We start from the raw sequence: 22,112 nt of genomic DNA, 5'->3' as shown, positions 1-22,112 counted from the left end.
AGGCTTGTCGGCATGGCTGTTCTTCCCATTGTGATCTGCGGTGAACCCGTGTTGCACCGACCGGCGGCTCCCGTCACCCAGTTCGATGACGAACTGCGCACCCTCGTCGCCGACATGTTTGACACGACGGTCGCGGCACCCGGAGTGGGACTCGCCGCCCCGCAGGTGGGCATCGGCAAGCGCGTCTTCGTGTGGATCTATGACGACCAAGTCGAGGGCCCCTCGCGTGGTGTCGCCATCAATCCTGAACTGTGGATCTCGCCACCCGAGCCGGGCCTCCCGGATGAGGATGAGGTGGAGGGATGCCTGTCCTTCCCCGGTGAACGGTTTGCCCTGCGCCGCTCGGAGCGCGCGCTGCTTCGCGCGCTCGACATCGATGGCGCGCCCTACGAGCTCGAGGTCAGCGGCTGGTTCGCCCGCATCATGCAGCACGAATTCGATCATCTCGACGGTCTGCTCTACGTGGATCGGCTCGTGCACCCCGAAAACCGTGCGGCGCAGAAGGCCGAGCGGAAGAACGGCTGGGGGAAGCCTGGGCTGAGTTGGATGCCCGGAGTGGATCACCCGGAGGATTAATCCCGCGGTCGCCGCTGCTGAGTATCGGGAACCGCGACCCACGCCAGTGTCACCGCGGCGAGGAGGGCGGCCGTGACGCCGAACCCCCAGCCGAACCCCGCGAGATCCACAATCGCACCCACCGCGAGTGGACCGAGCACACCCCCGAGATCGGCCATCATCGAGTAGGCCGCCACGACCTTGCCACCGGAACGCTGCCCCAGGATGTCGGCGAGCGCCGCCTGCTGACCGGGGTTCACCAGTGCCGAGCCCATTCCCGCCACGAACATGCAGGCGAGGGCGGCCCACAACGCGGGGGACGCCGGGAACACGAGGTAGGAGATGGCGAGGACCGCCAACCCCGTCACGAGCATCGGCTTGCGCCCCACGGAGTCGGTCCACCGCCCCGCGGGAAAAATGAGGAGTGCGTTGCCCGCAGCGTAGGCGGCAAGCACCCATGCCGCGTCGCTGGGTGCGCCCTGGAATGAGAGTGCCACAAAGAGGGGCACGATCGAGATGCGCACTCCGAATGAGGTCCATCCGAAGATCAGGACTGAACTGAGGAGCACGCGGTACTGCGGGATTCTCCAGGCCTCCCGAAGGCCCATCGATTCACGGGAAGCCCCACCGCCACCAGGAGAGGCGAGAACCGAGCGGCGAAGCGCCGACCAGACCACGATTGCGGCGAGAACCAAAGTGAGGAAGTAGAAGATGAAGGGTGCGCGCAGACCGAACCCGGCCACGAGTGCCCCAAACACTGGCCCGAGCAACATGCCGCTCAAGAATCCGGCCGCGTTCAGGCTGGCCACACGACCGCGCGCATCGGGCGGGCTCACCTTCACCAGCAGGGCCGTCGCGGCAACCGTGAACATGGCAGACCCGATGCCCCCAGCTCCGCGCAGCAGCAGTAATTGTGGGTAAGTCATCGCCAGAGCGCAGGCACCGGTTGAGACCGCCACAATGAGCAGCCCGACGGTATACGTGCGTCGCTCGCCGAAGCGGGAGACGAGCCACCCGGCGAGCGGTGCCGACACCAGCCGCATGAGCGCAAATGCGCTGACGATCGCGCTCGCCGCCAGGTTGGACACGCCAAACTCGAGGGCGTACTGCGGAATCGCCGGGGCGACCACACCGTAGCCGAGCGCAACCGTAAACCCGCCCGCCACGAGCGCCCAGACCTCGAAGGGCAGCTTTGCGCGCGGGGGGCGCGCGGGGCGAGGAAACATCGACTCAATTCTACTGTCGGGGGTGGGCCCCGGATGTCTCCACGGGCTACGGGCGCAGCAATACCTTGATGGCGCGGCGCTCGTCCATGGCGCGGTACGCCTCGGCGGCCTCCGCCAGTGGCAGTTCAAGGTCGAACACACGTCCGGGTTGGATCGATCCGTCGAGCACCTCAGGAAGGAGCTCCTCGATATAGTTGCGCACCGGGGCGATGCCACCTCGCACGCCGACGTTGCTGCCAAACAGGGTGTCGATCGGTAGCTCTGCACCGCCAGCTGGCACGCCGACGAAGCCGACCTGGCCGCCGGGTCTGGCCGAGCGGAGCGCCGTGTCCATCGATTCCTCGGTGCCGACGCATTCGAGCACGCAGTCGGGTCCGATTCCGTCGAACATGTTTTTCAGAATGGCGATGCCCTCATCGCCGCGCTCTGGCACCACATCTGTGGCTCCGAATTCCCTCGCGAGTGCCTGCCGGTCGGCGTGCCGCGACATCGCGACGATCCGCGTTGCCCCCAGGCGCTTCGCGGCGATGATCGCGCAGAGCCCGACCGCTCCGTCACCGATGACCGCGACAGTGGATCCAGGCCCCACCCCGGCGGAAACCGCCGCGTGATGCCCCGTTCCCATGACATCAGACAGGCTCAGCAGAGCCGGAATCATGTTTTCGGCGGGCTGCCCGGGAACCACGACGAGGGTGCCATCGGCGAGCGGAACCCGCACGCGCTCGCTCTGCGCGGCATTCGCGTACCCCGCATCGTGGACCTTGGAGCCCCAGAATCCGCCATTCAGGCAGTGGCTCGAGAACCCATTGATGCAGTTCAGGCAGCTGCCATCGCAGACGTAGAACGGGGCGATGACGAAGTCTCCAACCCGCACCCGCGAAACGGCCGAGCCGACCTCCTCGACAATACCGACGAACTCGTGACCAATAGGCCGCGGCTTGGGAGTCGGCTTCACTCCGCGGTACCCCCACAGGTCAGAACCGCACACGCAGGCAGCCACGACTCTCACGATCGCATCGCGGCCGGCGGCCTCGATGCCGTTTTCGAGCGCAGGATCGACCACATCGTCGACGCGAATATCTCGTTCACCGTGGAGGAAGACTTGGCGCATGGGAAGATCCTTCTCTCAGGTCCTATGGAACTACGGAACGTGGGCAAACCCAGGCTACGCTGCGTGAGTGCGCTGCACCGCGTTGTGTGGCGCTTGGGGTCCCCGGCTTCTTGAGGCGTTGCCTCCTGATGCTGGTGGACTTCAGGAGACCACTCTCCAACTTTTCTGGGAGACGCTGAGGTCGACCAGCCCGCAGCCAAGGAGGAGGCGGAATGGGCGTGATGGAACTGAGACGGCAACGGTGTGACACCAAGTGCTTTCTTCGCGATAATATGACCCGAATCCTGGCGCATACCCAGTTTTCTTGAGGTCATGAAACGGCACAGCAATCTGGGAATCGTGCTGGCAAGCAACTCCGCCGTGTCAGACACCCGGATGAACGAGGTGTGAAATAGCCTGAGTCGCATGCCCAGCCCCCGACTCTTCACTCCTGCAGAAGCCGCGAAGCGTGGCCATCCGGTACTACTTCGCAAGCTGGCTGGCTCTCGGCTCGTTGACCTTCCCATACGCGTTTATGCCCTCATCCTGATCGTCACCATTCTGACGTCGCCAACTTCCCGTCAAAGTGGCGAGATCTGGTACGTAATGCTGCACATGTCGATGGTGCTTCTGATCGCTCTCGCCCCGTTCTTTCCGCTCTGTGCTGGGCTGTCTGCCGCAGGTGGGTATGTGCTCTTTGCTGTTCTCTACCCTGATTTCCTTGACCCCTTCGACACGCCGCTGGTACTCGCAACCGCCGCACTGCTTGCGACATGGAGATGGCGCAGTTGGCTTCTGCTATCGGCCATTCATTTACTTCTCACGCTCCTTTCCAACTTCATACAACCAATGCTTGGAATCCCGCTTCACTTCTTCTTTTACCAGTGGGCGATGGCCTCCGCGCTTGCGTTCTCGGGCGCCTTACTTGAACGCAGAGTGCACCGGGAGACTGAGGCACGGGTCGCGGGGGCGGTCGCGCATGAGAGAGAGTCGCAGTCGCTGCGGGTGTCCTTGTATACCGAGATGCACGACACTGTGTCGCATAGCCTCACCACACAGGCCGCCATATCTCGGCTGCTCGCTTCACGCGTCCGCGACGGTGAAGACGGTGAACAACATCAGTTGGTCACGAGGCTCTTGCTTGAGAATGACAATGCCCGATGGCAGCTCCGCGAGGCGCTCGCGAAGATCTCTGATTCAAACCGGCAGATGGACGAGCAAACGGTGGCGAGTACCGAGATCGACGTGCTCGCAGAAGGTTTGGAAGCCACTGCGCAAGCCTCTGGTTTCGGCCTAGAAATCGGGATTGGTGATTTGCCCGATCGAATTCCTGCTGAGTTATTTAGGGATGCGGCGCAGTCTCTGAGAGAGCTCGTCACCAACATTCTGAGACACGCAACTGATCCGCTGTGCTGCTCTGTTGTGATCTCACACAAGGAAGGCCCGAACCGAGCACTCTTGCTGGTAGGCGTCAATGTTGCAGACACTGATCTGCCTGCACAACCGGCGAGTCTTACTGCAAGAGCAGGGCGTCGTGGCGGCTCGGTCGCAGTTGACCATGACGGCCACACTGTGCGGGTGTCGGTCACACTGCCGTGGGTTCCAAATATCATCTGCTCGGATGATGCGCAGGCGAGCAGTGCCCAGGTTAAATCAGAATCACGAACATCGTAGCCTCACTGCTTTTTGTTATAACGATTCCTTTTTCTCAATTGCCCGCAGATGCTCCGAGCATCCAGGCCCTTCCGGCTTTGTCGGTTTCCGTGGAAGCGATGGCATATCCCTGTGCGCTTTGGAAGATCACCAGTCCAGACCTATACATACGGTATTGCCTATGACTGAATCGATTGTTGGAAGCGACCAGGAGGTGTCAAATGAAGAACTTAACGGGATCTAAGAGTAAACAAGCAATACATCGTGGAGTGATCGCAACTGCGGTGGCAGCGCTACTGCTGTTCGGATCTTCAGCTGCGTCCCACGCAGCAACAAGCCAGTATTTCAATGGGAATCTGTCCATGTCCTCGGTTACCTTGTCTGGAACGATGACGAGCAACGGCGGGACGACCTGGGTTGGAGGCTCGCTCTGGACAGCCCGGAACAGCAGTTACGAGGCAGGTTATGTCTATTCGTCTGCCGCTGCCTATCAGACAGTAACCAACTGGCACTCCGCCAGAGCCAATAGCCGAAATGGAGCGAACTGGGAGTACCCAACTTGGGTGTCCGGTTCAGTGCTGGTCCGAGGATGGATTAACTATTAGTTCGAGGAAAGGTCCGAGAATATGAGAATGAAGACATTGAAACTGGTCTGCATTGTGTCCGCCCTGGCAACTGTTGTAGCAGCACCTACGGCAGCGCTTGCTTTTGCGAATGATACATCTGAGAAATTCGAGCTTTCGGTACTCAATGAAAGTCAGAATCCAAGTGACGCTCTTCCAGGGGTCATTCTGAATAACGCTGGCGATGACCTCTTCGACGGGAGCAGCAGGCTCCTTACCGCCAATGATGAAAAGGCATGGGTCGTTTACAATAGGGAAGAAGAACTCTGTCTTGTCGTGTCGGAGTCACCTGAGACCGGTTCAATGACCTGCTCGAGTGCGAAGCTATTTAATGCCTCGGGGATCGGACTTCAGGTCTGGAATGAGTCGCAGACAGCCGTAGAACGTTACGTGGTACCTGATTCGGTAGCTGTTGGTGGTCAGAATCTCATCACCGTTGATCCAGCAAGTACAACCAAAGCCCAGGATATTGCTGCGAAGATCAATCCCGAAGTCACGAACTTCAAGCCTCGTATTCTTCCGTTCTTCGATGAGAACGAAGCGCAAAGGCAATTAGAACCGTGAAGACTGACGACGGCATTCGATCTATTCTTAGAGTCGCAGTCGCAGGCCTGCTCGGCATCTGTCTTGCGATAGGCGTAGCTAGTGTTGCCCATGCTGCATCGGCTACTTACTTTGCTGGTGGAAGTACTTCGGGGAGCCTCAAGATGTCATCTACAGTGACTGTAACGGGAGGTCGTACTGACACTGCCACGGGGGGTTGGACCGCAGTAAATGCGACCTATGTTGCAGGATACCTCACGAATCAGTCGGTCGGAACCGGAAGCGCATGGCTAACGCACTCGCCGCGTGCGGGTGCAAGGAACGGTTGCTATTGGACGAACACGCCATTTGTGTCTGGTTCCGAAAACATAATTTGTCAGGTTTACTTTCCTTGAAACACCGATTGATTCTTAGGGGCGACTATGAGGCCAAACGGGCGCATGCTTCCGGTTCTATTGCTGGGCCTAGTGGTTACAGGCTGCTCAGACTATTCAGTTCTTGATAGAGAAAGGACAGCTTCAGACTCCCTGCCTGAAGTCATCGACGTGGTCGAGCTCGATCATGACTCATCTCGATTGGCTGCAGAGATTGGAGATCAGTCATTTTGGTTGGCTAGTGGTGCAGATCGCAGTGAAATCTGTCTTGTGGTGTACCAGACTGATATTGATTGGATAGCGAGTTGCGGAAGATCGCGGCTCGAAACTTCTGGCTTGCTCGGGACGTTTATTGTTCAACCCGATGGTCAACCCGCCCCGGATGAAACGACACGGATCTCGGAGAACATTTTCCAGAGGTAAGGAAGCCCCGGATGATGTGTATCGAGAGGATGGGCAGAACAGAATTTTCAATCGCTCGGACAGCCCCTGAGAAAGGCGTTGATGTTTCTCAGTGCACTACGGGAATTCACGAATCCAGATCTTTACATCCGGTACCGCCTATGACTGATTCAAACGCAATTTCGGTGCTCATAGTCGACGACGACCCGTGGGTCACTCTCGCGCTCACGCAACTTCTTTCCGCCGAAGAGGGAATCAGTGTTGCTCCGCCCGCGTTCAGCGGCGAGACCGCGATTGATGTCTACCGAGCGGCGACTCCAGATGTCGTGCTAATGGACCTGTCGATGCCACCCGGTATGACAGGTGTTGAGGCGACTCAGCAGATCCGGCGATTTGATCCGAACGCGCGAATCGTCATACTTACCACTACGGCACCGGGGCCTGGTCTCGCGCGCGCGATACACGCAGGTGCGATGGCGGTGATCGATAAAACAGCACCACCCAGGGTGGTCGTCGAAGCCGTGCGTGCTGCGGCCGCATTCGAGGAAGACCCGCTGTTACTCCGAGGGCTCATGGCCGAAATTCAGCTGAGTGGAGACTTACCTCCTGCTCATCACACTCATCTCCCACAGCTGACTCCGACAGAGCTCGATACGTTGCATCTCATTTGCGCTGGGAATAGCTACAAAGAGATGTCTCGAGAATTGGGAGTCGCCGTGTCGACTGTAAAGACGCATGCAAGTCACCTGAGAGAGAAGCTCCAGGCGGAGAACTTCGCTGGACTGATCCTTCGTGCCCTCGAGTACAAGTTCATTTCACTTTGAACAGGGAGTGCGACATCTCCTGCTTCATCGGCGGTGCTCGACCGCAGCAACGCTAAGGGCAATCGCTGTGGCGATTGGGGTCACTCAGTCGAACGCGATGCGTTCTTTAGTGAGTGCCCCACCCCTCGCTTCGCTCCGTGGGCAATCGCTGTGGCGATTGGGGTCACCGGATCCCCGAAGCGATGCTTCGTGGATCTGGTGCCCCCGGCAGGATTCGAACCTGCGACCAAGAGATTAGAAGGCTCCTGCTCTATCCCCTGAGCTACGGAGGCGACCAAAATAGCGTATCGCAGCCGCGCGCGAATACCGACCCGTTCGGAACCGTGGGGGCGGGTCTGCCCTTCCCCGGGCGCTCGGGAACTCATAGGATGAAGACAGACGTGCGCACCCATCAGGAGGCGAGCGACCGAGCAAAGGGGAGACCATGGGCTTCATCAAGGCGTTTTCAGGTGCGATCGGCGGGATGTTTGCCGATCAGTGGATCGACTTCCTGCAGCCGCCCGCCGGACTCGCTCCGACCGCCGCACTCTTCCCAGCGGTGCCCAAGGGAACCAATGCGGGGCGGGGATCCAACACCAAGGGCTCGCAGAACATCATCACCGACGGCTCACTGATTGTGGTTCCCGAGGGTTACGGACTCTTGACGTTCCTCAACGGCGAGCTGACCGGGCTCGTCGCTGAAGCTGGCGGGTACACGTTCACCACGACTGACCCGCAGGCGAAGTCAATTTTTACCGGCGGCGGCCTGCTCGCATCCACCGTGTTGCAGTCGTGGGAGCGCTTCAAATTTGGTGGGCAGCCCGGGGCCCAGCACCTGGCCTTCTATGTCAATCTCAAAGAGATCCCGAACAACCGCTTCGGAACCCAGAGCGAAATCTACTGGGATGATGCGTTTCTGGGTACCCAGGTGGGCGCCATCACCCGTGGCACCTACACGCTGAAGATCTCAGACCCGGTGCTGTTTGTGAAGCAATTCGTGCCGCTCACGTATTTGAGCGCTGACGCACGGGTGTTCGATTTCAGCGATCTCGACAATGATGCCGCGGCGCAGCTCTTCAATGAAGTGGTCTCCTCGCTGGCGCCGGCATTCTCGATCTACACGAATGACCCCAGCAAGGGCAACCGCATGGCTCGCATCCAGGGCGACGCGCTGGGGTTCGCTCAATCTCTCTCGGCAGCGGTCGAGTCTGGCTACCAGTGGGCCTCAAATCGCGGGCTCGTGATCGTGAGTACGGCAATCCAGTCGATTGAGTACGATGCCGATACGCAGAAGCTGCTGAGCGACGTGAAGAAGGCCGATGCGCTCTCCGGCAATCGTGGATCGTCGTTCCTGCAGCAGTCGGTCGCTCGCGGCTTCGAGGCGGCCGGGTCCAATACGGGCGCGGGCGGCATGGCGATGATGGGTATGGGTGTCGGAATGACGGGCCAGGCGCTCAACTTCCAACAGCAGCAAAATCAGCAGCAACAAGCGCAACAGCAACAGCCACAGCAGACCGTACCGGCGGAGCAGGAAGCGGCTGCTGCTGCCCCTGCCGCAGCTGAGGATCCTGTCGCAAAGCTTGGTCAGTTCAAGCAGATGCTCGATCAGGGTCTGATTACGGCGGAAGATTTCGAGGCGGCGAAGAAGGCGCTGCTGGGTCTCTAGGCACGACATGGCAGAGAACCATATCGACACGTCGACCGGCAAAGCCGACGGTCTCGACAAGTGCCCCAAGTGCGGCTCGACGGAGATTTCGCTGCGTCCTGCCACCGGCATGCTTATCTGTCACTTCTGCCGACACGAGTGGGCAGAGTCGGCGATCGAGGCGCAGTTCGGCCTCGACTCGGCTATCGGTGATCTGCGGGGCACCACTATCGCCTCCGGTGCTGGTTCACTTCAAGAATCGGCTGAAGACGTGCTGACGCTGAAGTGTCAGGCCTGCGGGGCGGACGTCGTGGTGAACACACAGGAGGCGCTGCAATCGCGATGCCACTGGTGCAGGCAGACGCTCTCAATCAATACGCAGCAGCCGAATGGTGCGGTGCCAGATGGGCTGCTGCCATTCAGCATCACGCGCGACAACGCGATCGCACGCATTGACCAGTTCGTGAAGTCGCGGCGATTCTTCGCTCATCCCAAATTTGTGAAGGAGTTCGCCCCGACGGAGGTGGTCGGCGTGTACATGCCCTACCTTCTGCTCGACGCGAATACCCATCTCGACCTCACCGGATTTGGCGAGGTTCAAACGCGGCGCTACACGCGCAAGCGCGGAGACGACGAAGTGACGCTGTACGACGCTGACGTGTATCAGGTGGCGCGATCCTTCGACCTGCATATCGATGACGTGATGCTCGAATCATCCGCCCATCGGGCCGACATCGACTGGTCTCGGAACACCAACAACATCATCAACACGATTCAGCCCTTTGATGTGAAGGCCGCGGTGGCCTACAACGCGAACTATCTGCGCGGGTTTACTGCGGAGAAGCGTGACCTTGATGTTTCGGCACTTGGCGGTGAGGCGCACAATCGCCTGCTCTCGATCGGTCGGCAGCGCGCGACCGAGACGGCCGGAAAGTACGATCGGGGGGTGCGCTGGGAAACTGAGCACCTGACGCTGAAGGGCACCCGTTGGGTCGCCATTTCCGTGCCGGTGTGGCTCTACAGCTACTTCGACGGCAAGCTCACCCATTTCGTAGCGGTGAACGGCCGCACGGGCGAAACCATGGGTAGCGTCCCGATCCGCTACGGTCGTCTGATCACCGTTTCAGTCATCATTGGCATCGTCGGCACCGTGGTCGGCGGTTTTCTCGACTTCTTCACGGGATAGGAAACTGCCATGCTCATGGAACAGCTCGCGATGGCGTCACTTTCCCTCCACGACGCGCTCGGCGCCCTCGGGGCAGTACTACCGGCTGCGGATGAATTCGGCTTCGGCGCGGAGGAGGGCGGCTCGTGGCTGTGGCTTCTCGGCCCGGTCGGCGGCATCGGTTTCTACATGTTGATTTTTCTGCGCTACCGCAACACCGATAAACGGCACGCTTTCGAGCGCGAAACTGCGACGGAAATGCTTGACCTGCGCACTTATGACCAGAAGACCGGCGAGGTGAAGGGCGTCGAAAACTCAAGCATTCCCGGTCGTAACTCGAACACGCCGCTGAAGAGGCTGGGAACCGGGACCACGGTCACCGAGGTGCCGCCGCCCGAGCCTCCTCAGGCGCCACAGCAGTCTGAAGTTCCCCCGCAATCCGACCAGCCGCAGGTCTGAGGGCAGACCAGGTCTGCGAGCTCCGCGCCACAGGTCGAATCGACTACTCGAATCGATTTACCATCGCCACAGCGGCGCGATCAACATAGTCTCGGAACGCGGCATCGTGCATCGGCGGGAGCGCCACCTCATCAAGGGCGGCATACATGTGGGCGAGCCAGTGCTCACGCGCTTCGGGGGTCACCGGGAATGGTGCGTGTCGCATTCGAAGACGCGGATGTCCGCGCTGCTCCGAGTATGTCGTGGGCCCACCCCAGTACTGCTCGAGGAACGTGCGCAGTCGCCAAATCGCGCCCTCCCAGTCTGCGTCGGGGTACATCGGCGCAAGAAGCTCATCTTCGCGCACGCCACGGTAAAACGCGCGCACGAGGCGTTCGAATGTTTCGGTGCCGCCGACCTGCGCCCACAGGGTCTCCGTGAGCGCCGCACCGTCAGCTCCCGACCGGAGGGTCAACCGCGGCGCTGGTGGAGGGAGATCGGGTGCTGCCTCGTTCATACGGAACCTCCAGGGTATTTGGGGAGCTCGCTGGCCAACTCGATACCGAGTTCGGCATACCTCTTTTTAATGAGTGACCGTAGCTCGCGCTGGACAGCCCACTGGGCCTCAGGCCTCGTGCGCACCATGAACCGGAGTGTTGCGCGGTCTCCGAAGACACTCTCCAGCCCGAGCATCTCGGGAAGGCCGGTGACGCGGCGCGCATATTGCGGGGAAGAGAGAAGCTCTTTGCCGCACTCGAGCGCGGCCTGCTCGGCGAGCGCGAGGTCGGTGTCGGCGGCAACCGCGATGTCGATGATGGCGCGGCCCCAGCCCTGCGACGCGTTGCCAAGCGTCAGGATCTCGCCGTTGCGCACAAACCACAGGGTGCCGTCGATCGCCCGCACCTTGGTGACACGTATGCCCACATCCTCCACGGTGCCACTGATTTGATCGATGGTCACCCAGTCACCTACGCCGAGTTGATCCTCAAAGACCATGAAAATCCCGTTCAGGATGTCTTTGACGATGTTCTGGGCGCCGAAGGCGAGACCGGCCGCGACAATACCTGCCGATGCAAGCATCGCCGTGAGGTTCACGCCGAGCTGCGAGAGAATCGCAATCGCGGCGGCGACGACGATCGTCCAGGAGATGACGTGACGACCGACCGTGCCGAGGGTGCGGGTGCGCTGCACGGCCCGCGCGTTCATGTGTGGGGTGGCCTGCAGCTCTTGGGTGGATTCGACGTCTTGCGAACGCTTCACACCGCGCACGACGTGGCTGACGCTGCGATCAAGCACGCGTCGCAGTACCCAATTCGCGATGAGCGCTCCCACGACGATGAGCACCACGGAAAACGGCACTCGGTATGTGATGAAGAATCCGCTGACCGCGGCCCAAAACTCAGCCATCGGCGAGCCTCGCATCGGCGGCCTGTGCTGCCAGGGCTCGATCCACCCCGGCCACATGCTCAGTCACAAGCCTGCGCAGGGCTGCGGGAGCCTCAGGATGCTGCTCAAGCCAGTGGCGGCTCGCTGCCCGAAGCGGTTCGGACGCGAGCGGCGCGGGGTAGAACCCCTCGATAATCTCCTCGGCGATCGCGTAGCTGCGCGAGTTCCAGATTGCGAGCAACGAATCAAAGTACCGATCGATGAACGGCACAAGCAGTGACCGGTCGTGGGCGCGCAGGAACCCCAGACCGGTTGCCCGCACGATCGCGTTCGGCAAATCGGCAGCTTTGAAAACCGAATCCCAGGCCGCAGTCTTGGCCTCAGCCGTCGGGAGGGCCGCACGGGCGTGTGCGGCCGACTGCTGCCCGGTCGCGGTGCGGTCCTCGGTGAGCGCGGTTTCGATTTCCTCAGATGTCGCACGCCCACCGGCCGCGAGGGAGATGAGCAACTCCCACCCCAGGTCGGTGTCGATATCAAGGCCATCCAGCGGCGCGCGTTCATCGAGCAGCGCAAGCACGGTGTCAAGCTGTTCGCTGGTGGATGCCAGCTGCGCGAAGGCGCGGACAAATTGGAACTGCCGATCCGAGCCCGGCTCGGCATCTACGGCGAGCTGCCACAGCGCATCGGCGACACGCTCGAGCGTCGCCGCGCGTCGCTCCGGAGCCACATAGCTCGCGGCCGCCAGGAGCAGTTGGCCGATGAGCGTGCGGAGCGTGGTGGACTGCGTCTCCGCAGCGATGTGACGCAGCACGACATCGACAAAGCGCGATGCCGCGAATTCGCCGTCGCGAGTCGCGTCCCAGAGCGTTCCCCAGACGAGGGCCCGAGCGAGGGAATCGGTGATGTTTCCGAGTCCATCAAGCACGGTCGCGAGCGAGGTCTCATCCAGACGGATCTTCGCGTAGGTCAGATCATCGTCGTTGAGCAGCAGCAAGTCTGGCCTGTTGATGCCAATGAGCTCGGGCACCTGGGTGAGCGCACCATCGACATCGGTTTCGATGCGGTGCACTCGCGCGAGTGCACCGTCAACGCCGTGCGAGTACAGCCCAATCGCAATCCGGTGTGGACGCAGGGTGGGGTATTCCTCAACTGCGGTCTGCGCGATGGCGAACGAGGAGTAGGCTCCGGACTCGTCGACCTCGCACACCGGCCGCAGAGTGTTGACCCCAGCTGTCTCGAGCCACAACTTCGACCAGTTGCCCAGGTCTCTGCCGCTGTGCGTCTCCAGCTCGGCGAGCAGGTCGGGTAACTCGGTGTTGCCGTGATGATGTTTGACAAAGTAGTCGTGAACGCCTCGCATGAAGGGCTCGCGACCCACCCATGCGACGAGTTGTTTGAGCACCGAGGCGCCCTTCGCGTAGGTGATGCCATCGAAATTGACAAGAACATCTTCGAGGTCGCGAATCTCGGCGACGATCGGATGAGTCGAAGGCAGCTGATCCTGTCGGTACGCCCACGACTTTTCACTTGCCACGAAGGTCGTCCAGCAATCTTTCCATTCGGTTGCCTCCGCGACACCGAGGGTCGACATGTATTCAGCGAACGATTCGTTGAGCCACAGGTCATTCCACCAGCGCATCGTCACGAGATCGCCGAACCACATGTGCGCTAGCTCGTGCAAGATCGTCACGACTCGACGCTCCCGCATCGCGTCGGTGACCTTGCTGCGGAACACGTACGTTTCGGTGAACGTCACCGCGCCGGCATTCTCCATCGCGCCCATGTTGTACTCGGGCGCGAAAATCTGGTCGTATTTGTCGAACGGGTATGGGTAGTCGAACTGCTTTTCGAAAAACGCGAACCCCTCGCGGGTCTTCTCGAACAGGTACTCGGCATCGAGATACTCGCTGAGCGACTCTCGGCAGAACACTCCGAGCGGGATGATGCGGCCGTCACTGCTCGTCAACTCCGACCGAACGACACGGTATGGGCCTGCGATCAGCGCGGTGATGTAGCTCGATATTACCGGGGTGGGTGCGAACGCCCACGTCGCAATCGACTCACCATCGTGCTCCCCGACGGGGGTGGGAACAGGGGTCGGCTGATTGCTAATGACCTGCCAGCGGGCGGGCGCGGTGACGCGGAACGCGAACGTCGCCTTCAGGTCAGGCTGCTCGAACACGGCAAACATGCGACGAGAATCGGGCACCTCAAACTGGGAGTACAGGTACACCTCTCCGTCCACAGGATCAACGAAACGGTGCAGTCCCTCGCCCGTGTTCATGTAACGCTGATCGCTCACGATGCGCAGGGTGTTCTCGGCAGCGAGGCCGGTAAGCGATACCCGTGAATCGGCGTAGCTCGTCGCGGGGTCGAGTTCGTCGCCGTTGAGTGTGATGCTGTGCACCTCCGCTGCGATGAGATCGATGAAGGTGCTTTCTCCGGGTGTGGCCGAAAACCTCACGGTGGTCACGACGCGAAACAGTTCTGCGCCGGTGGTGAGATCGAGGTCGATCTCGTAGCTGTGGGTACGTACGACGCTTGCGCGTTCGATCGCTTCAGCGCGGGTGAGGTTTTCTCCGGGCACGATGCTCCTCGCATTTTCTGGTGGATCGGTCCGCTTGCGCGGACACCGTCGCCACCCAGCCTATTCCCGCAAGCTGACTACACTTGAGGTATGACAGAACGCACGACTCCCGCCGTCCAATTTTGGTTCGACCCGATCTGCCCATGGACGTGGATCACGAGCCGGTGGGTGAGTGAGGTTGCCAATCTTCGGGACTTTGAGGTGCAGTGGCATCCGTTCAGTCTGGCCGTGCTGAACGAGGGAGTCGATGCGGGCGATCACGCGGAGGGACAGCGCCAGGGGCACCGCATGGGTCGGGTCCTCACTGCGGTCAGCGAAGCTCACGGTGGTCGGGCCGTTGCCGAGCTCTACACTGCCATTGGAAACCGTCTGCATCCGGCCGGACGTGATGACGTCGACGTCATTATTGCCGAGTCGCTCGACGAGGTCGGGTTGCCTGCCGCGCTCGCCGCCGCAGCGGATTCGGGCGAGCATGAAGCGGAACTGGTCGCCAGCACCCAGCGCGGCATCGATCTCGTGGGCCCCGGCGTAGGAATTCCGATCATCGCGATCGACAGCGTGGCGTTTTTCGGCCCGGTCGTGAGCCCAGCCCCCACTGGAGACGACGCTCTGAAGCTCTGGGATGGCGTGCACGCCGCCGCGAGCATCTCTGGATTCTACGAGTTGAAGCGCGGCCGCGGGGTCGGCCCACAGTTCAACTCATCGCCACGACCGTAACGAGAGGGCAGCACGCATGCGTATTCACATTGCCACCGATCACGCCGGGCTTGAGCTCAGCCAGCAACTGCAAGGGCATCTGCGTGGGCTCGGTCACGAGGTCATCGACCACGGGCCCGAAGAGTTCGACGCGCTCGACGACTACCCATCCTTCTGTATCAACGCGGCGTTGGGTGTCGCCAGAGACGAACGCGCGGGCACCGAGACCCTCGGCGTCGTTTTTGGCGGCTCGGGCAACGGAGAGCAGATGGCAGCGAACAAAGTCGAAGGGATACGCGCGGCCCTCGTCTGGAACGAATCAACCGCAGCCCTCGCCCGCGAGCACAACAACGCCAACGTGATCTCAATCGGCGCGCGCCAGCACTCGGTGGAGGAAGCGATTCGCTTGATCGAGATCTTCATCGCGACACCCTTCTCGGGTGATGAGCGCCACGTTCGCCGCATCGCCCAGCTCGGAGAGTACGAGCGCACTGGGGCAATCGCGGGCAAGCAGGTGGATTCGCTGTAGTGCCTGAGGGCACCCAGGCGCTCCGGGCAGAGCATCGCTCTGCGCGCCGTATGTGCCGAAGCCGTCCTCGGCTTTGGGCGTTGTGTGGTCTGATACGCGAGCAGGGAGGTAGGTGTGCCTGAGGGGCATTCCGTCCACCGCATCGCGCGGCAATTTGGCGTCAACTTCGTCGGTACGGCCCCTGCGGTATCGAGCCCGCAAGGGCGATTCTCCCTCGGCGCTGCGCTTCTCAACGGCCGCGAGATGACGGACGCGCGGGCCGTGGGTAAACAGATGTTTCTCGAGTTCGAGGAGCGCGACTGGCTGCGCGTGCACCTGGGCATCTATGGCGCCTGGGACTTCGCGGGCGACGTTGCGGTGGATCCGCGTATCCAGTTGCACGCGCAAGCTTCTGGGCGAACCAAGCTCGGTCAGACGGGCATGGTCGGTACTGACACGAGCCAGCGTGGGGTGGCCACAAGCCCGCCACTGGATGCGGATGGCGAAGACTCGGTAGCCTCTATTGGTGCGCCACGTCGAACCCGCGTGCGCATGGCTGAGCACGATAGCAAAGGACTCTCGGCAGATACCTTTCCCCCTGAACCCGTCGGGCAAGTCCGCGTGCGGCTTCTGAACGAGCGGGTGTGCGCTGACTTACGCGGGCCCACCGCCTGCGAGGTATTGCCGCCGGAGGGTGTCGCGGCGGTACTTGATCGTCTCGGCCCTGATCCCGCGAATGCGAATACCGAAGCTGAACGGGCTCGTTTCATTACTCGAGCCAAGAAACGTCGCACCCCCATCGGTTTGGTCTTGATGGACCAGTCGGTGATCGCTGGCATTGGAAATGTGTACCGTGCGGAACTTCTTTTTCGGGCTGAGCTCGACCCGCACACTCCTGCTGGATCGCTCAGCGAACGAGTGCTCGTCGAGCTTTGGGATGACTGGGCACACCTGCTCGACATCGGGATCACCGTGGGCCAGATGATCACCATCGACGGGCTCGAGGGCGAGGCCTACCTCCGCGCGCTTCAAGAACGAGACGATCGGCATTGGGTGTACAAGCTGGAAGGCACCCCCTGCAAGCGCTGCGGTGCGTCCATCACCCTTGAAGACATGGCGAACCGCAAGCTCTACTGGTGCCCGGGCTGCCAGCGCGCCCACTAGGTCAGTACGCTGGGTACATGCGTGATGTGCTCTCAGCCGTAATTGGCAAGTCGGTGCGGCAGGTTGCGCGTTTGCGCGGTGGCGGATCGGCTCTTCCTGGCCTCGTCATAGAAAAGCTCGACCCGGGTTTTCTCTCCCGCGCGCTCGGCCGGCTGCCCTACGGGGTGGTCGCAGTGAGCGGCACAAACGGGAAGACGACTACCACCAAGATGATCGTCGAGATCCTCGAGTCACAGGGGCTTCGCGTCTTCACCAACCGGACCGGCTCAAACTTCTCGCGCGGGGTGATTGCTGCTGCGGTGCAGGAATGTTCTCTCGCAGGTCGGCTCGACGCGGACATCGCCGTGCTCGAGCTCGACGAGGCGCACGCGATCCACTTCATCGCGCGAGTGAAGCCTCGATACACACTGCTGCTCAACGTGTTGCGCGACCAGCTTGATCGATTCGGCGAGATTGACGCGACCGCCAAGTTGCTACAACGTATCGCCGAGTCCACGACAGCGGGCTTGGTCGTCAATCGTGAGGATCCACTGTTGGATCGCACGGGGGCGAGTCAGAGCGATCGCATTGAAGTGACCTCGTTTGGGCTCTCCGACCATCTGCGGGAGATGTTTCCGAGCGACGATGATTTTCATCGCGGGGGACCAGCGGCCACGGACTCAGCCGAGGCTGAGCGCGCCGACGCAGACGTGACGCTCATCGAGGTAGGAGATCACGAGGCAGTCTTCCGCGTCGACGGGGCAGATCATCGCACTGATCTCAAGCTTGAGGGGCTCTACAACACGTTTAACGCGGCGGCGGCCCTCGCAACGGTAAGGCTCGTGTTGCGCGGGGGAGTCACGAGAAATTCAGAGACACAGGGGGTGAGCGCGACAACGGAAGAGTTGATTGCTTCTCTCGCGCACGTTCGCCCGGCCTTCGGTCGAGGGGAACAACTTGAGCTCGATGGCAACACGCTCGAACTGGTGCTGGTGAAGAACCCCGCAGGCTTTCGGCTGGCTCTCGCCTCGTTTCCCGCCGCTGGGGTTGCTTCGATGATTGCGATCAACGATCAGTATGCCGACGGTCGGGATATGTCGTGGCTCTGGGATGTAGATTTTGGATCGCTTGCGGAGACCGGGGTCGATACTGTCTCGGGAACGCGGGCATGGGACATGGCGCTTCGGCTTGAACACGATGAGGTGGGGGTTGGGCATGTTGATGAGGACCCGCAGCGCGCGCTCGCCGAGTTTCGTCGTCGCACCTCTGGTCAGCCGCGCCGAATCTACTGCACATACACGGCCATGCTTGCGCTCCGAAAGGAGCTCGCCACGCTGACGAAGGTGGAGGACATCTGGTGACGCTCCAAGAACAGTCGAACGAGGTTTCGGGGGAGCGCGAACTCGTAATCGTGTCCCTGTACCCGCGTGACATGAATATCTACGGGGATCGCGGCAACGTCCTGGCGCTCACCCGCCGCGCTCACGCGCATGGGTTTGCCCCCCGAGTCGTGGAAGTGAATCCTGGTGGCCCCCTCCCAACGCACGTGGACATTATCGTGGGCGGTGGCGGTCAGGACTCTGGTCAGGGCCGGGTGGCAGCGGATCTCGTGACCAAGGGAGAAGCGCTTCGCCAGTTGGCCGTTGACGGCGTGCCAATGCTGATGATTTGCGGGCTCTACCAACTCTTCGGTCACCGCTTTGTGACTCACGCCGGAGAGGAACTGACCGGCATTGGCGTGCTCGACGTTGAAACGCGCGGCGGAGACACGCGAATGATCGGCAATATCGTGTTGGAGAGCGACGAGTTCGGCGAGATTATCGGCTACGAAAACCACAGCGGCGATACGGTGCTCGGGCCGGGTTCGCGACCCCTCGGTAGGGTCACTCGCGGAGCGGGAAACAACCCGCGCGATGGAGTGGAAGGCGCTCGCGCACACAACGTCATCGGGAGCTACCTGCACGGTTCGCTCTTGCCAAAGAACCCTGCGATCTCGGATTTCCTCATCGCGACCGCATCCCACCGGCGCTATGGCGGTTTTGAGCCGCGCGTGTTCGATGACCACACCGCACTGCGTGCCCGGGAGTCAGCGAAACGTCGCCCTCGGTAGGGGATCCACAAACTTTAAAAAACATTCACGTGAATACTTGACCATCTTACGTGCTTCTTGCTAGTCTCCTTTTAGTTGAAACATCAATCATTCAACGTTTTGAGACCTGGAGGACACACCTATGACCATTACCGCAGATCAGATCCCCGGCTACCGCGTCGGAACGTGGGTCATTGATCCCACACACACCGAGGTCGGCTTCTCCGTTCGCCATCTTGCGATTAGCAAGGTCAAGGGCAAGTTCGAGCAGTTCGCTGGCACGTTCGTGACCGCTGAGAACCCCCTCGAATCCACGGTTGAGGCGAACGTTGAGGTTGCCTCGATCAACACGAACCAGGCCGATCGCGATGGTCACCTGCGCACAAACGATTTCTTCGCAGTCGAGGAGTTCCCGCAGTTCACCTTTGTGAGTACCGGCATTCGCGAGGATGGTGGCACGTTCTTGGTAGACGGAGACCTGACCCTCCGTGGCGTCACCAAGCCTGTGACATTCGACTTTGAGTTCGGTGGCTTCGGACAGGACGCCTACGGCAACTACAAGGCTGGCTTCACCGCGACGACGAAGGTGAAGCGCGAGGACTTTGGCATTCAGTGGAACGCTCCGCTCGAGACCGGTGGGCTCCTGCTCGGAAGCGAGGTCACGATCACGCTTGATGTGCAAGCAGCTTTCACTGAGTAGCGAAGGCCGCAGGGCTTCGCTGTGAAAGCTGGTGAGGCCACTGCCTCAGTTCACTGAGTAGCGAAGGCCGCAGGGCTTCGCTGTGAAAGCTGGTGAGGCCACTGCCTCAGTTCACTGAGTAGCGAAGGCCGCAGGGCTTCGCTGTGAAAGCTGGTGAGGCCACTGCCTCAGTTCACTGAGTAGCGAAGGCCGCAGGGCTTCGCTAGCTGGTGAGGCCACTGCCTCAGTTCAGCAGTAAGGACGCCGAGCGCAGCGCACTGACAGCAGGTGGGGCTACTCGATCTCTCCGGTGATGCGCCCGCGCACCCGCCGGAGATCCTCCATGAGTGAACCGATCAGTTGCCAGTACACGGGATGGGGCTGCGAAATGACGTACGGCGCGGTAAGCGCTGGAGGCTCCGAATGGCTCAGGGGTTCGGAACTTGGGTGTCCGAGTCGCTCCAGGTCGTGTGCCGCACGGCGCAACTCGACCGCCATGCCACTCACCTGGGGCACTCCGACCAGCCCCTTCCCGTAGTTGTCTGACAGCGCGCGGGTCATGCCCACCACCTGAGTCACAATGGGCTGGAGTCGCGAGAACATTTCGTCATCCTCGCCCAGGATGGCCCGGTATCTTGGCCCGCGCGGGTTGAGGCGGAGACTCTCCCGGGCGTTTCGCAAGAGCTGGTGGACTTCATCACGCTCGCTCTGCAGGCGCCGAGCGTCACGCATCATTCTGTCGATCCATTCGCGCTCGCGTGGCTCCTCGAGCGCCTCGGAAAGGCGTCGCAGCGCCTGTGCGCTGTGCCGGGTGAGGTTACCGATGGCGAGATGCACCGGAGTCGTGCGCACCGGGGCAACGATGAGTGCGTTGATCGATATGCCGATCGCCGCACCGATGATGGTCTCGATGAGCCGTTCAAAGCCATAGCCCAGTGAGAGTCCACCGAGTGCAATCATGAGAAGTGCCGAGATGGCGATCTGATTCGTCGATGAGTTCGTCATCCGCAGGAGCCATCCGAGCCCCATCGACACGATGATTGCAGCGAGGAAGAGCCAACTCTGCGGACCAAAGAGTGCGCCTGCGCCGAGGGCAACACTGACTCCGAGGAGGACACCGACGACGCGTTCGATGCCTCGGGTGAGCGACTGATCCACGCTTTCTTGCACCGAGAGCAGCGCGGCGATCGCGCCGAAGATGGGAAGCTGCTCGGGAAATACCCACAAGCACACGAACCAGGTGAGGATCGCCGCTGCTGCAGCCTTCAGTATCTGCAGGAGCGGCGCCCGGTGTGACACGGTGAAGCGTCCGGTCATTCGCCGCTCGAATCGACGCCACGGCCTGGTGATGGGTGCGGTCACAGCAGACCCAGTCGAGTCAGCTCCTCGCGCAGGGTTGCGCCGTCGGGGCCATACACCCAGGGAACTCCGCTCACGCTTCGATGCAACCGCGCTTTCGAACGACCGCCGGCCAGCACGGCCTGGCTCGTCGACAGCTGCCGGATCGCCACCGCGGCGACGTGCTCGGGGTGGGCAGAGGAGAACTCGTGATAAAGCGATTCGTCATGCTGGCCGTCATCGCCAAAGAGGACCCACTTGATCTCAGGAAAATCGGTGGCCAAGCGGTTGAGCTCGCGCTGCTTGTGCTCGGTACCGCTGCGAAACCAGCGGTCGTGGGTGGGACCCCAATCGGTGAGGAGCAGCGGACCCATAGGAAATAGGTTGCGCTCGAGAAACCTGCTGAGCGCGGGCGCGACGTTCCAAGCCCCGGTGGAGAGGTACAGCACCGGTGAGCCGGGGTGCTCTGCAATGAGGTGGTCGTAGAGCACCGGCATGCCGGGTGTCGACGTCCGCGCCTGCTCGTCGAGCACGAAACTGTTCCAGGCCGCGACCAAGGGCTTGGGGAGGGCGGTGTTCAATATGGTGTCGTCGACGTCGCTAATGATTCCGAAGCGCGCCTCCGGATCCACAATGTACACCGGGGCATTGGCAGGCTCGCTGTGCTCGGTGCGCAGGCCAATCGTGTGCCAGCCGGGCGACAGCTCGACCTGCACTATCGAATCCAGAACACCTCCACGATCGGACACGATTTCAGCCACCGGCTTGCCGTCAATGTGCACCTGAACCGGGGTGAATGGTACGTGCAGGCTCGCGAAGCTGCGCCAACCGCGCACCCGCTGCACCTCGGCTACGCGCGAAGCGCGGCCGGTTTTCTTGGGTTCGGGAGCAAGGTAGAGCACCCGCCCGATCACTCGCACCCACGTCGTTGAGCCGTAGCTGATGTAGGGAATGATGCCCGGGGTCTTGCCGCTCGAAAGCGCTCGCTTCTGGCGGCGTCGATGAATCCAGTCCTCGACCCGCGCTGCAAATCTGGGTCTGCTGTCGGGCCGTCTGAGTTCCGTCACCCCTCCAGTCTAGGTGGGGCGGGGGTCGGCCTTGCTTAGCTGCGTGTCGAGAGATATATCGCTTGACATCAAGATGAATTCGCAGGAAATTCACAGACTCGT

The 22,112-nt window shown here is 61.3% G+C and carries 20 protein-coding genes and 1 tRNA gene; 13 read left to right on the top strand and 8 right to left on the bottom strand.

Annotation, left to right across the window (positions count from 1 at the left end):
- Positions 1-12: 12 nt before the first annotated feature.
- Positions 13-576, top strand: a complete 564-nt coding sequence (def, locus tag ACTNFJ_RS05940) for a peptide deformylase (protein ID WP_435907448.1) — start codon at positions 13-15, stop codon at positions 574-576.
- Here def and ACTNFJ_RS05935 read toward each other — a convergent pair.
- Together ACTNFJ_RS05935 and ACTNFJ_RS05930 are read right to left on the bottom strand one after the other, a co-directional pair.
- Complete coding sequence (locus ACTNFJ_RS05935; RefSeq protein ID WP_435907449.1) at positions 573-1,781, bottom strand: MFS transporter; 1,209 nt, start codon at positions 1,779-1,781, stop codon at positions 573-575. The genes def and ACTNFJ_RS05935 overlap by 4 nt on opposite strands.
- Positions 1,782-1,827: 46 nt before the next feature.
- Positions 1,828-2,892, bottom strand: a complete 1,065-nt coding sequence (locus ACTNFJ_RS05930) for a zinc-dependent alcohol dehydrogenase family protein (RefSeq protein ID WP_435907450.1) — start codon at positions 2,890-2,892, stop codon at positions 1,828-1,830.
- A gap of 405 nt (positions 2,893-3,297) precedes the next feature.
- Between ACTNFJ_RS05930 and ACTNFJ_RS05925 the strand changes: the two genes are divergently transcribed.
- The 3 genes from ACTNFJ_RS05925 to ACTNFJ_RS05915 all read left to right on the top strand — a co-directional run bounded on the left by ACTNFJ_RS05925 (position 3,298) and on the right by ACTNFJ_RS05915 (position 7,290).
- Entirely contained in the window at positions 3,298-4,545 is a 1,248-nt protein-coding gene (locus ACTNFJ_RS05925) for a sensor histidine kinase (RefSeq protein ID WP_435907451.1), read from the top strand.
- Between the two features lie 611 nt (positions 4,546-5,156).
- Entirely contained in the window at positions 5,157-5,711 is a 555-nt protein-coding gene (locus ACTNFJ_RS05920) for a hypothetical protein (protein ID WP_435907452.1), read from the top strand.
- A gap of 916 nt (positions 5,712-6,627) precedes the next feature.
- Complete coding sequence (locus ACTNFJ_RS05915; RefSeq protein ID WP_435907453.1) at positions 6,628-7,290, top strand: response regulator transcription factor; 663 nt, start codon at positions 6,628-6,630, stop codon at positions 7,288-7,290.
- A 196-nt stretch (positions 7,291-7,486) separates the two neighbouring features.
- On the opposite strand, the gene ACTNFJ_RS05910 is transcribed toward ACTNFJ_RS05915, so the two are convergent.
- Positions 7,487-7,562 (bottom strand) — tRNA-Arg (locus tag ACTNFJ_RS05910).
- Positions 7,563-7,714: 152 nt separating this feature from the next.
- On the opposite strand from ACTNFJ_RS05910, the gene ACTNFJ_RS05905 reads away from it, so the two are divergent.
- The 3 genes from ACTNFJ_RS05905 to ACTNFJ_RS05895 are packed head-to-tail and all read left to right on the top strand — an operon-like array spanning position 7,715 to position 10,538.
- Positions 7,715-8,935, top strand: a complete 1,221-nt coding sequence (locus ACTNFJ_RS05905; protein WP_435907454.1) for an SHOCT domain-containing protein — start codon at positions 7,715-7,717, stop codon at positions 8,933-8,935.
- A gap of 7 nt (positions 8,936-8,942) precedes the next feature.
- Positions 8,943-10,100, top strand: coding sequence for a TFIIB-type zinc ribbon-containing protein (locus ACTNFJ_RS05900; RefSeq protein ID WP_435907455.1), 1,158 nt, complete (start codon positions 8,943-8,945; stop codon positions 10,098-10,100).
- A gap of 15 nt (positions 10,101-10,115) precedes the next feature.
- Positions 10,116-10,538 carry a hypothetical protein gene (locus tag ACTNFJ_RS05895; RefSeq protein WP_435907456.1) on the top strand — a complete coding sequence of 141 codons (423 nt, stop codon included), beginning with the start codon at positions 10,116-10,118 and terminating at the stop codon, positions 10,536-10,538.
- A gap of 43 nt (positions 10,539-10,581) precedes the next feature.
- Here the strand turns inward: ACTNFJ_RS05895 and ACTNFJ_RS05890 are convergent, their stop codons facing one another.
- Genes ACTNFJ_RS05890 through pepN form a run of 3 tightly spaced genes read right to left on the bottom strand, consistent with a single transcriptional unit; the run spans position 10,582 to position 14,490 of the window.
- A complete protein-coding gene (locus ACTNFJ_RS05890; protein ID WP_435907457.1) occupies positions 10,582-11,034 on the bottom strand; it encodes a globin in 453 nt (150 codons plus the stop codon).
- Positions 11,031-11,924: a mechanosensitive ion channel family protein gene (locus ACTNFJ_RS05885; RefSeq protein ID WP_435907458.1), complete on the bottom strand. Its 894-nt coding sequence runs from the start codon at positions 11,922-11,924 to the stop codon at positions 11,031-11,033. Before ACTNFJ_RS05885 ends, ACTNFJ_RS05890 begins: the two co-directional genes overlap by 4 nt.
- The gene (gene pepN, locus ACTNFJ_RS05880; RefSeq protein ID WP_435907459.1) at positions 11,917-14,490 is read right to left on the bottom strand and encodes an aminopeptidase N; all 2,574 of its coding nucleotides are present in this window, start codon (positions 14,488-14,490) and stop codon (positions 11,917-11,919) included. Before pepN ends, ACTNFJ_RS05885 begins: the two co-directional genes overlap by 8 nt.
- A 90-nt stretch (positions 14,491-14,580) precedes the next feature.
- Here pepN and ACTNFJ_RS05875 point away from each other — a divergent pair, with 90 nt between their 5' ends.
- The 6 genes from ACTNFJ_RS05875 (at position 14,581) to ACTNFJ_RS05850 (ending at position 19,626) form a co-directional block, all read left to right on the top strand.
- A complete protein-coding gene (locus ACTNFJ_RS05875) occupies positions 14,581-15,207 on the top strand; it encodes a mycothiol-dependent nitroreductase Rv2466c family protein (RefSeq protein WP_435907460.1) in 627 nt (208 codons plus the stop codon).
- 16 nt (positions 15,208-15,223) lie between these two features.
- The gene (locus ACTNFJ_RS05870) at positions 15,224-15,715 is read left to right on the top strand and encodes a ribose-5-phosphate isomerase (protein ID WP_435907461.1); all 492 of its coding nucleotides are present in this window, start codon (positions 15,224-15,226) and stop codon (positions 15,713-15,715) included.
- A 114-nt stretch (positions 15,716-15,829) separates the two neighbouring features.
- Complete coding sequence (locus tag ACTNFJ_RS05865) at positions 15,830-16,858, top strand: Fpg/Nei family DNA glycosylase (protein ID WP_435907462.1); 1,029 nt, start codon at positions 15,830-15,832, stop codon at positions 16,856-16,858.
- A 17-nt stretch (positions 16,859-16,875) separates the two neighbouring features.
- Positions 16,876-18,198 carry a MurT ligase domain-containing protein gene (locus ACTNFJ_RS05860; protein WP_435907463.1) on the top strand — a complete coding sequence of 441 codons (1,323 nt, stop codon included), beginning with the start codon at positions 16,876-16,878 and terminating at the stop codon, positions 18,196-18,198.
- A gap of 71 nt (positions 18,199-18,269) precedes the next feature.
- The gene (locus ACTNFJ_RS05855) at positions 18,270-18,947 is read left to right on the top strand and encodes a type 1 glutamine amidotransferase (protein WP_444711809.1); all 678 of its coding nucleotides are present in this window, start codon (positions 18,270-18,272) and stop codon (positions 18,945-18,947) included.
- Positions 18,948-19,068: 121 nt separating this feature from the next.
- The gene (locus ACTNFJ_RS05850) at positions 19,069-19,626 is read left to right on the top strand and encodes a YceI family protein (RefSeq protein ID WP_435907465.1); all 558 of its coding nucleotides are present in this window, start codon (positions 19,069-19,071) and stop codon (positions 19,624-19,626) included.
- Between the two features lie 273 nt (positions 19,627-19,899).
- Here ACTNFJ_RS05850 and ACTNFJ_RS05845 read toward each other — a convergent pair whose 3' ends face one another.
- On the bottom strand, positions 19,900-20,967 hold the full coding sequence (locus ACTNFJ_RS05845; protein ID WP_435907466.1) for an FUSC family protein: 1,068 nt from the start codon (positions 20,965-20,967) through the stop codon (positions 19,900-19,902).
- Positions 20,964-22,010, bottom strand: a complete 1,047-nt coding sequence (locus tag ACTNFJ_RS05840; RefSeq protein ID WP_435907467.1) for an App1 family protein phosphatidate phosphatase — start codon at positions 22,008-22,010, stop codon at positions 20,964-20,966. Before ACTNFJ_RS05840 ends, ACTNFJ_RS05845 begins: the two co-directional genes overlap by 4 nt.
- Between the last annotated feature and the right edge of the window lie 102 nt (positions 22,011-22,112).

This window comes from Leucobacter shiyiweii (assembly GCF_052446065.1).
Lineage (GTDB): Bacteria > Actinomycetota > Actinomycetes > Actinomycetales > Microbacteriaceae > Leucobacter.
The sequence above is the reverse complement of the archived record's forward strand: the minus strand, read 5'-3'. Positions and strand labels throughout refer to the sequence as shown.